This window comes from Pseudoalteromonas sp. SANK 73390 (genome assembly GCF_054966645.1).
Genome location: NZ_ARPN01000010.1, coordinates 1 through 8,812 on the forward strand (window position 1 = coordinate 1; position 8,812 = coordinate 8,812).

The following is an 8,812-nucleotide window of genomic DNA, read 5'->3' on the forward strand; positions in this document are numbered from 1 at the left end:
GGACAACTATTATTAAAAATCAATATAAATCATGACACTAATGGCGTATCGAGTGGCGTTTGACGTGTGGGCCGTAATAAGCTCTGTAAACAACGTCTGATCAACAAATACAGTAACCAAGCAAACAAGAGTGGCAGCAATACAAACGCAATAAACTTATGCGCTAAATTGTGCGTCACCACGCTATTGCCCTTTAACACCTTATCAGATAGCTTAATCGCTAAGGCTTTGTGTAGTACCTTTACACCGTGCTTAGCATGCGCTTTAAGATCCGTACTTGATAACCCAGTATGCATTTCTTGGGCAACATCGCTGAAGTAACTCAGGTCAGCTTTATGACCCAATTCAGCAGCCACTAAATGAGATGTCTGCGCGCTAACATGAATACTGTACGGTATTATCAAATGGCAAATTACAAATATCGTTACCACTGCTTTTGCTAGCCATTGTAAGCTAGGCCGATGACGCAACTTAGGCTGACACACGCACAAAAAAGCCCAGCCACTCACATACAGCAACATCGCTTGAAATACCCAAGGAGAGAGCTGCTCAGCTAAAAAAGTAAAAGCTTGTATAGCACCCACTAACGCCATTGACCAAAATAAATAATGGCTGCTTTTTTCAAGTAAGTTTGATAAATCAGTGAGTAAACTGCCAATTTCCACATTAAAATCAACAATAAAAGAGATACCAAATTGACTGCTTTTAGCCACATTAAGTGCAGCATTGAGTACATTCACATCAGCTAAGTCTTTGAGTATTTGTTGTTCAACTTGTGCTAAATAATGCTGGTTTGACTGATACAATTTTTTATTGTCTTGTATCAAGTTACTATCAGCAAACTGCCCCTGAATAATAGCAACCAGTAACCACACACTTAACACGCCACACAACAGAGCAAGTAAACGACATTTATGTTTGAGTATGCTTTGACCAAATGAAGTTAGTAATTGCATTTTAATGCCTCCAACCCTTGCTCCGTATCGAGCACTTTATCTAAGTCAACGGGTGTATCAATACCTGGTACAGTTCCACGCTCTGAGTATTGCCAAATTTTAATATTTTTGAGTTTTTCAGGTGGCTGCATCGTATTGTTATATTGTGCGAACCAAAATGGGTAGTCATTAAACCCAGTGCCAATATTGGCTTGCCAAAAACTACCATAACTATAAATAAGTGGTTTACACCCAATTTGCTGCTCTAGAGCAGTTAGAAAGCTATTAAGCCGCGTTTTGATTTGAGCCGCACTTTGTGAGCGCAGTAATTCAACATCAACCATAGGCGTTAAGGTAAGGCCCTTACCTTTAATGTGAGCTAGAAAGTGGGCGAGTTGTTTTTGCGGGTCATCTTCAGCTTCAAAAAAATGATAAGCCCCAACCGCAAGGTTCGTTGCTTGTATACCTTGCAAATTATCAGAGTACTTAGGGTCGGTGTAAGTAATACCATCAGTAGCCTTTAAATACACAAACTGAATACCACTTTGTGCCACTTTATGCCAATTTACCTGACCTTGGTCGTGCGACACATCAATACCGTGTATACCATCGGTAAATTCAGTTTTTGGGCTTGATGATAAAAGCGTCTCAAATAATATAGGTCTTTTAATACATAAAATAACAATGATAAATAGCACAGCTAACCGCGTTAACAGCTTATAATTCATCTCAATTCCTTGAAACCTCTGGCTTACACCAGTTATCGTAATTCATTCAATCATTTAAATATATAACCCAGTAAAAGTATAGTGCTGACAACAAAAATTTAACACGGCAACCAACGTGCCAAAACCTCTTTGAGCTTTTCTTTATTGATAGGTTTACTAATAAAGTCATCCATACCGGCATTAAAACACGCACTTTTATCTTCTTCAAAAATATTCGCTGAGCAGGCTATAATTGGCAAATGTCGATATTGATTCTTCTGCCTGATACGCTTTGCTGTCTCTAGGCCATTTAAATTTGGCATATATACATCCATTAGCACCACATCAAACTCTCCTTGTTCCAACAACTCAAGTGCTAACATACCATCTTTAGCAGTGCTCACTTCAAGCCCCAACTTTACCAGCATGGCTGTTACCACCATGATATTTATATCATTGTCCTCAGCGAGTAACACATGCCCACTTAACTCATTAGGCAATCGAGTATCATGCTTTTCATTTTGTGCTTTTTCTTTATTACTCTCTTTTACGGGCACCGTAATAAACACCCGAGTTCCTTTGCCAACCTCAGACTCAATATCAATTGCTCCTCCAAGCAAAGTAAGCAGTTCTTTACATAAACTAAGCCCAAGCCCCGTTCCTTCAAACTGACTGGCAGCGCTGCCTTGTGCTTGTCTAAATGGCTCAAATATCTGTTTTAAATCATCTTCAGCAATTCCAATACCGGTATCGGATATTGTTATCTGTAGTTCATTTTCTTGTTTATTATTAACTTGATATTCAAAAGCTAAAAAAACACTACCGTGTTGTGTAAATTTAATGGCATTGCCCAACACATTAATTAACACTTGCCGCAAGCGGGTAGAATCACTTACCAGCATAGACGGTACGTTAGCAGCAACGCTCATTTGCAAATCAAGGTGTTTTTCATCAGCCAGTGGAGTGAGCATATTTTTAATATCGTTAACCAATTCAATAAATGAAAAGTCGCTGTATTGTGCGCAAGCTTGACCTTCTTCTAGTTTAGATAAATCCAAAATACTATTAATAACGCCCAACAAATGATGACCTGACTGAGTGCATACTCTTAACAAATGAGTTTGCTCCTTATTTAACTCATCACTGTCTTTTAATAGTTCTAAAGTGCCTAGAATGCCATTCATAGGAGTGCGAATTTCATGACTCATATTAGCCAAAAATTGGCTTTTAACACGTAGTGCTTGCTGTGCTAATTCCTGCGCGCTTTTTAGTTTTTGGGTACGAGCAAGCACTCGCTTCTCTAACGTGTGCTCTCGCTGTTGCAGCTCTTTGCGCATATGATTAAATGCCCGAGTTAAGTCTCCTATTTCATCATTATTATAAAAGCCTAGTGGGTAATCATATTGACCAGATGATAGCTGTTGCGCCGCACGAGTCAGTTCTTTAATAGGCGTATAGAGCTTTGTTGATAACCACAGCGCAATTAAAAGTACCACCAACAAAACAACTACAAATATTAGCCAAAGCTGCCCATATAAAGCCTGAACTTGTGCAAACATCACATCATCTGGCAGCACCATCGCAATGCTATAGCCTGCGGCATTTATTGGTGCAAAAAACACATGCTCCATTTGACCCTCAGCCCCCTTTGGTAGTATTTCATACCCGTTGTGGCCTGCGAGCATCCTAATACCTATCGCTTTTAATGCCGGGTTCTCATGTTGAGAAATATACTGTTTTTTTGCTTCTCGCTCACCCAAGTCATTGATCACAAATTCTCCATTTTTAGATTCTAAATGAATAACTTTGCTCTTATCCCAGTGATAAATATAAGCCCCACTTGCAGAAATAATCATCACACGCGCTTGGTCAGTAAAAGAATCTTCTAGTTGCTGCTTAACAACATGGCTAAGCCGGTCAATCTCTCGCCATGGGATACTACCTGCAAGTAACCCCACCAACTTATTTTGTTGATTAATAATACTGCTGCTGATCACCATTTGTTTTACACCCGTGGTATAGGAGATCATTGGTTCAGAAACATAGATCAGCGGCTTTTGTTCAGTATTGTTGGCTACTGTAGTTTGCCAGTAGTCACGCTGCATTATGTTTTTTCTAGGTGAATTTGGGTCATTATCATCAAATGTGCGGCGTAGTTCCTGTGCTGGATTGCCGCCTTCAGTATTATAAAAGCTGCCATCTAACTCACCAATAATGAACTTTTCATATACACCATTACTGCGCGCTTTATGGGCTGCTAAATAGTCCTGCATTTGGCTAAATTGCATACTTTGTACGCGCAAATCACTAGCCATTACAGCCAGCTCTGCTTTTCGCTGGCTGAAATAACGGTCAAAAACCATTGCGCCATTTTGTACCTGCGCTTGTATTGCTTTAACGCTAAGTTGCTTAGCTTGACTGCTGGTATGATTGATTGTTAAAGCAAAGACAAATAATAGTGGCAGTAATGAGCAAAATAAAAATACACTGATCAAACGGCTTTTTAAACGCATATTGGCTTTTATAATAGTGTCGGTGCATTGAGTTTAGTCGAAGACTAATAGAAGCACTAGATGCAAACTATGCCCTTACTTTATTTTATTAATTAACTTGGGCTTAGGTGCAGGCTTTGAAATAGTAATACTTTGTTAACTGGCACGGCTTACAATCCAATGATGATTTTGTGTTCAATATCAAAACAATTACTGCAGTCACTGCCTACTATTCCAAGTAAAATCAACATCTAGAATAAAAAATAACATTACTGGATAAACTCTCTTATCCACAACTGATGTTAGTAAACGAAGTTACAAACCTCAAATCGCGATTACATCACTCTAGATTAAGCAAGTTTTAGTTCCCGAAGGAAACAAAAATTAGCACTTTTTAATTAGATTAAAAAACACAACAGAGTGCGCAAAAATAATACAACAAAACAAAAATAAACAAATAAAAAAACCTAATACAGTAGTATCAAATTATAATAAATTCCACCGAAAAAACTAATATACTCCTTCCTTTAAAACCCTCATAAACTTTACAGTCGGAACCTAATGTTGACAGTATAAAAATCTATTTAATCATTGATTTAAATCAATTTTAAAAAATAAAACCGTCGTTAAACTGTCATCGAAATTTAACGTGCAAAGTTAAGTTTTAGCGTTAGGATACACCCGCCATTTGGGCATTTATTACTTTTAAACTAGAAGGATTTCTTTGTGAAAAAATTACTGTTAACCGCGATTGCAGGTCTAATTTCATCTGCTAGCTTCGTATCTTTAGCTGCACCTGATCTTTCATCAGGCTATTTTTCTACGCAAGAAGTATTAGAATATGGTCGCACATACCAAGTGGTTAAAGCACAACTAAGTAATACAGGATATGAGCTGCAAGGTTGTGAGCAGAACCCAGTTTATTATTTTGCACAGCCCAGTGAACAGGTGTATTTGTTTGCTCAAGCACAGTGTTATTACTCAATACCTACCGACCCTAACAATATGTCGCTGCGTACAGACTATGCCAGTGTAGTCATCGATATTCATTATCATCAAACCAATTACCTTTACCATGAAGGTGATGTAAATGTAAGCTACTTCACGGTTTACTAAATTTTAAAGTGAAAATATGAGGTGGAAATACCGCCTCATATACCCATCTGATTTATTGCAACTAAAATTACTTCCTCAGTTCCAACCTTTTTGTTAGCGCATACGTCCAATTAATGGTTAAGTTAACTAATAAATTACGATTTTGATTAAAGTCGCAAAACACTTAGCATTAAAAAAGAAAAAATTTAAATAAAACAATAGGTAACAAACTGGCACTCTGTTTGCTATTCTCGAGCAACTCTATAACAATAAATTGGGATATCTCATGTTAAAACTCATTACTCCTATCGTATCCGCCATTATTTTAAGCGGTTGCGTTGTGCACATAAATACGGCTTCAGCCGATGCAAAAGAACATGTACAGCGCCAATTACAGCTATCTGCACACAATTTAAAAACCTTATCTGCTCGCACAAATGCAGGCGATTTAAAAATTATTGGCAGCGCAACAGCGACCGAAATTACAGCCAATGCTGATATTTACACCATAAAGCCAAATGAATTTACTTTTACCCTTGAGCAACAAGGCAACGAAGCCATATTGGTTGCGGAAATAGACTCAAAAGTGATGGTAGGCTTTGTTAACTCAAGCCCTCGTATTGATATGACAATCACACTGCCAGAAACTCTTGCTTTAAAGTTAGACGACTCCTCTGGCAGCATAAGTATTAATGGTTTAAAAGAAGATATTCAAATTGACGATGGCTCAGGTGATATCAATATTAATGGCGGTAAAAACATCTCCATCGACGATAGTTCGGGCATTATTTCGCTCACAAATGCGACCGGTATGCTAATGATTGAAGATGGCTCTGGTGATATTAACATTACTGGTGGCAAACAGCTTACCCTAACTGATGACGCAGGTGACATTAACCTCTCTGGCATTGAAAAAAACATAAACATTGAAGATGACTCTGGTGATATTAATATTACTGGTGGCCAAATGCTCAATATTCGTGACGACGCTGGAGATATTACCTTAGCCAAAATACTTGGTGATATTACGATAGAGGATGAGTCTGGAAACATATTAGTAGATGGGGGTAACAACATTACAATTAAAGATGATGCCGGCTACTTGAAAATTAATAATAGCAAAGGCGACGTTAGCATAAATGATGGCAGTGGCAACTTGTCGGTTAATAACGTAACTGGCAGTGTAACTATCAACGACGAAGCAGGTGATATTGATGTTAATGGTGCGCTTAACCTTATTATTGAAAGCGACAGCTCAGGTAACTTACGCGTTGATAACATTAAAAACGGCGTAAAAATTGACTAAGTATTAAGCTTAATAATACCAAAGCAGATAGAGGTAAATAGTGGTATTGTTTACCTCTTTATTTTTTGTTACAACACACTACACTGATCACCCTCATTATTATTGGAGTAAACGCCATCATGAACAACTAATGCCTGTTATCCATTTATCATTTTTTTTGGACTACAGGGTTAGTGAGCGTGGCTTTGCGTTTATACCTCTTTATATTATTTTTGTTTGCTTTTTAGCTGACTAACCACTCAGCCCGCTTGCCGCCCCCTGTTTATTAGGAGGCATAATGCACATTTTGCACGCCCATAATTTAAGTTATCAATTTTGTAACGGCAACACAGTATTTAACAACCTAAACTGTACCATTTCGCACCAACGTACAGGCATTGTTGGCAAAAATGGGGTTGGTAAGTCCATATTAGCCCAACTGCTTGCCAAACAATTGCAACCTAGCCAAGGCTCTGTGGAGCTTATGGCTCAGGCTGACATGTTTAGCCAAGAGCCTGTGCATTTTATTAATAGTGATATCACTGTAGCGCAATTTTTAGGATACGAAAAAACCCTACAAGCTCTAGATTTGATTGCACAAGGCCAATGCGAGCAACACTTATTTGATTTAGTCGCTGAACGATGGCAATTGCCTGAACAATTATCAACGCAACTAAACACTCTTGGTTTACCCAATAACCCGCATTTACCTTGTAACACGCTAAGTGGCGGGCAATTGGCAAGGTTGCGGTTATGGCAGTTGTTTAATAGTCAAGCGCAGTTGCTTATTTTAGATGAACCTTCAAACCATTTAGATGCAAAAGGACAAGCATGGCTAATTGAACAACTTAACACATTTACAGGCTATGCTTTGATCATTAGTCACAACCATGAGTTATTACGCCACGTTACACAAACATGGGAACTCAGCGAAATTGGGCTAAGAAAATATGGTGGCAATATTGAACACTATTTGGCTCAAAAACACAGTGAACAACGTGCTGTAACTCAACAGCTACACGAAGTAAAACGCCAGCAGGCACAACTAAAATTACAAACACAAACAAATAAAGAAAAGGCACAACAAAGAGCAGCTCAAGGTAAAAAACTGCGCAATCAAGGCAGCCAACCCAAAATGTTACTTAACAGCCAAAAAAACCGCGCAGGCAGCAACTTAGCGAGTAAGCAAAAAAACCAGCAACAACGCCAACATAAACTACAAAGTAAGACCCAGCTACTACTACAAAAACATCAAAAAAACACCATTGTAAACTTTTACCTGAGTGACCCAACCCAAAGTGCATTAAACAAAAAAACCTTAGTCACTTTATTAAACGTACACCTACCATTTGGCACCTCAGCACCTATAAATTTAACAGTATTTACACAGCAAAAATGGCATATTAAAGGCAGTAATGGTTGTGGTAAATCAACCCTATTTAAAACCCTATTAAACCAACTAGCACCGCTATCGGGAGAGTTATTTGTAAACACACCTCTGAGCTATGTTGACCAATACTTTAGTCAACTAGGCCATCAATTAAATTCGGTGCAAGCACTCAATCAATATTGCCCCCACCTAAGCACGAGTAATATCTACACGCTATTAGCAGGCATTGGTTTAACAAAAATCAAAACTGAGCAGCCAATTACTACACTCAGTGGCGGAGAAAAAATGAAGCTAACACTTTTGTGTGCAAGTCAACAGCAGCCTACACCACTGTTGCTACTTGATGAACCCGATAACCATTTAGACCTAGAGTCAAAACTACAACTCGCTAAAGCATTATCACAATACCAAGGCAGCTTTTTACTTATAAGTCATGACACTTATTTTGTAAATAACATTGGCATAACCCACATGCTTCAACTAAAAACATAACTGAGTTAAAGTGTAAAGGGGGTTTACGGCATATTTATTTGCTATTCCCCCTCTACTTTAATGCGTCATTATCTATAAAGCGAGCATGTAACCCTAAACCAAACCTGTCAAACTTAACTAAATCCCGTCACCCTGAACTTGTTTCAGGGCCTAACCAAACCCCATCTAAAACTAATAAGATCCTGACCTTCGTCAGGAAGACACTTTAGTGAATTGCAAACTTCAGTTTTGCCACTATTACCATGAGCCGTCTGTGTGGCGGTGAACACGTCAAAAAAGAAACAGTGATAAAACTAGAAAACGGTTTAGCCCCGTGTGTACGGGGAACACGCTTATTAGGCGCTCATGGAGTAAAGACGAGCTGGTTTAGCCCCGTGAGTACGGGGAACACTTGGGCTAAAAGCTAGGTTTAGTCC

6 protein-coding genes are annotated in these 8,812 nt (G+C 38.6%); 3 read left to right on the plus strand and 3 right to left on the minus strand.

From position 1 onward, the window contains the following. Positions 1-29: 29 nt before the first annotated feature. The 3 genes from SANK73390_RS01050 to SANK73390_RS01060 form a co-directional block, all read right to left on the minus strand. Positions 30-956, minus strand: a complete 927-nt coding sequence (locus tag SANK73390_RS01050) for a hypothetical protein (RefSeq protein WP_462762450.1) — start codon at positions 954-956, stop codon at positions 30-32. Next, the gene (locus SANK73390_RS01055) at positions 944-1,663 is read right to left on the minus strand and encodes a glycoside hydrolase family 25 protein (protein WP_462762453.1); all 720 of its coding nucleotides are present in this window, start codon (positions 1,661-1,663) and stop codon (positions 944-946) included. The genes SANK73390_RS01050 and SANK73390_RS01055 overlap by 13 nt, the downstream gene beginning before the upstream one ends. A 98-nt stretch (positions 1,664-1,761) precedes the next feature. Further along, positions 1,762-4,155 carry an ATP-binding protein gene (locus SANK73390_RS01060; RefSeq protein WP_462762455.1) on the minus strand — a complete coding sequence of 798 codons (2,394 nt, stop codon included), beginning with the start codon at positions 4,153-4,155 and terminating at the stop codon, positions 1,762-1,764. Between the two features lie 705 nt (positions 4,156-4,860). Between SANK73390_RS01060 and SANK73390_RS01065 the strand changes: the two genes are divergently transcribed. The 3 genes from SANK73390_RS01065 (at position 4,861) to SANK73390_RS01075 (ending at position 8,396) form a co-directional block, all read left to right on the plus strand. Further along, complete coding sequence (locus tag SANK73390_RS01065; RefSeq protein WP_261594443.1) at positions 4,861-5,250, plus strand: hypothetical protein; 390 nt, start codon at positions 4,861-4,863, stop codon at positions 5,248-5,250. 265 nt (positions 5,251-5,515) lie between these two features. Beyond that, positions 5,516-6,535: a DUF4097 family beta strand repeat-containing protein gene (locus SANK73390_RS01070; protein ID WP_462762457.1), complete on the plus strand. Its 1,020-nt coding sequence runs from the start codon at positions 5,516-5,518 to the stop codon at positions 6,533-6,535. Between the two features lie 277 nt (positions 6,536-6,812). Then, on the plus strand, positions 6,813-8,396 hold the full coding sequence (locus tag SANK73390_RS01075; protein ID WP_462762459.1) for an ATP-binding cassette domain-containing protein: 1,584 nt from the start codon (positions 6,813-6,815) through the stop codon (positions 8,394-8,396). Positions 8,397-8,812 lie beyond the last annotated feature (416 nt).

Coding starts and splice junctions, on each gene's coding strand:
- SANK73390_RS01075 (WP_462762459.1), top strand. CDS start 6,813: ATGCACATTTTGCACGCCCATAATTTAAGTTATCAATTTTGTAACGGC.
- SANK73390_RS01050 (WP_462762450.1), bottom strand. CDS start 956: ATGCAATTACTAACTTCATTTGGTCAAAGCATACTCAAACATAAATGT.
- SANK73390_RS01055 (WP_462762453.1), bottom strand. CDS start 1,663: ATGAATTATAAGCTGTTAACGCGGTTAGCTGTGCTATTTATCATTGTT.
- SANK73390_RS01070 (WP_462762457.1), top strand. CDS start 5,516: ATGTTAAAACTCATTACTCCTATCGTATCCGCCATTATTTTAAGCGGT.
- SANK73390_RS01060 (WP_462762455.1), bottom strand. CDS start 4,155: ATGCGTTTAAAAAGCCGTTTGATCAGTGTATTTTTATTTTGCTCATTA.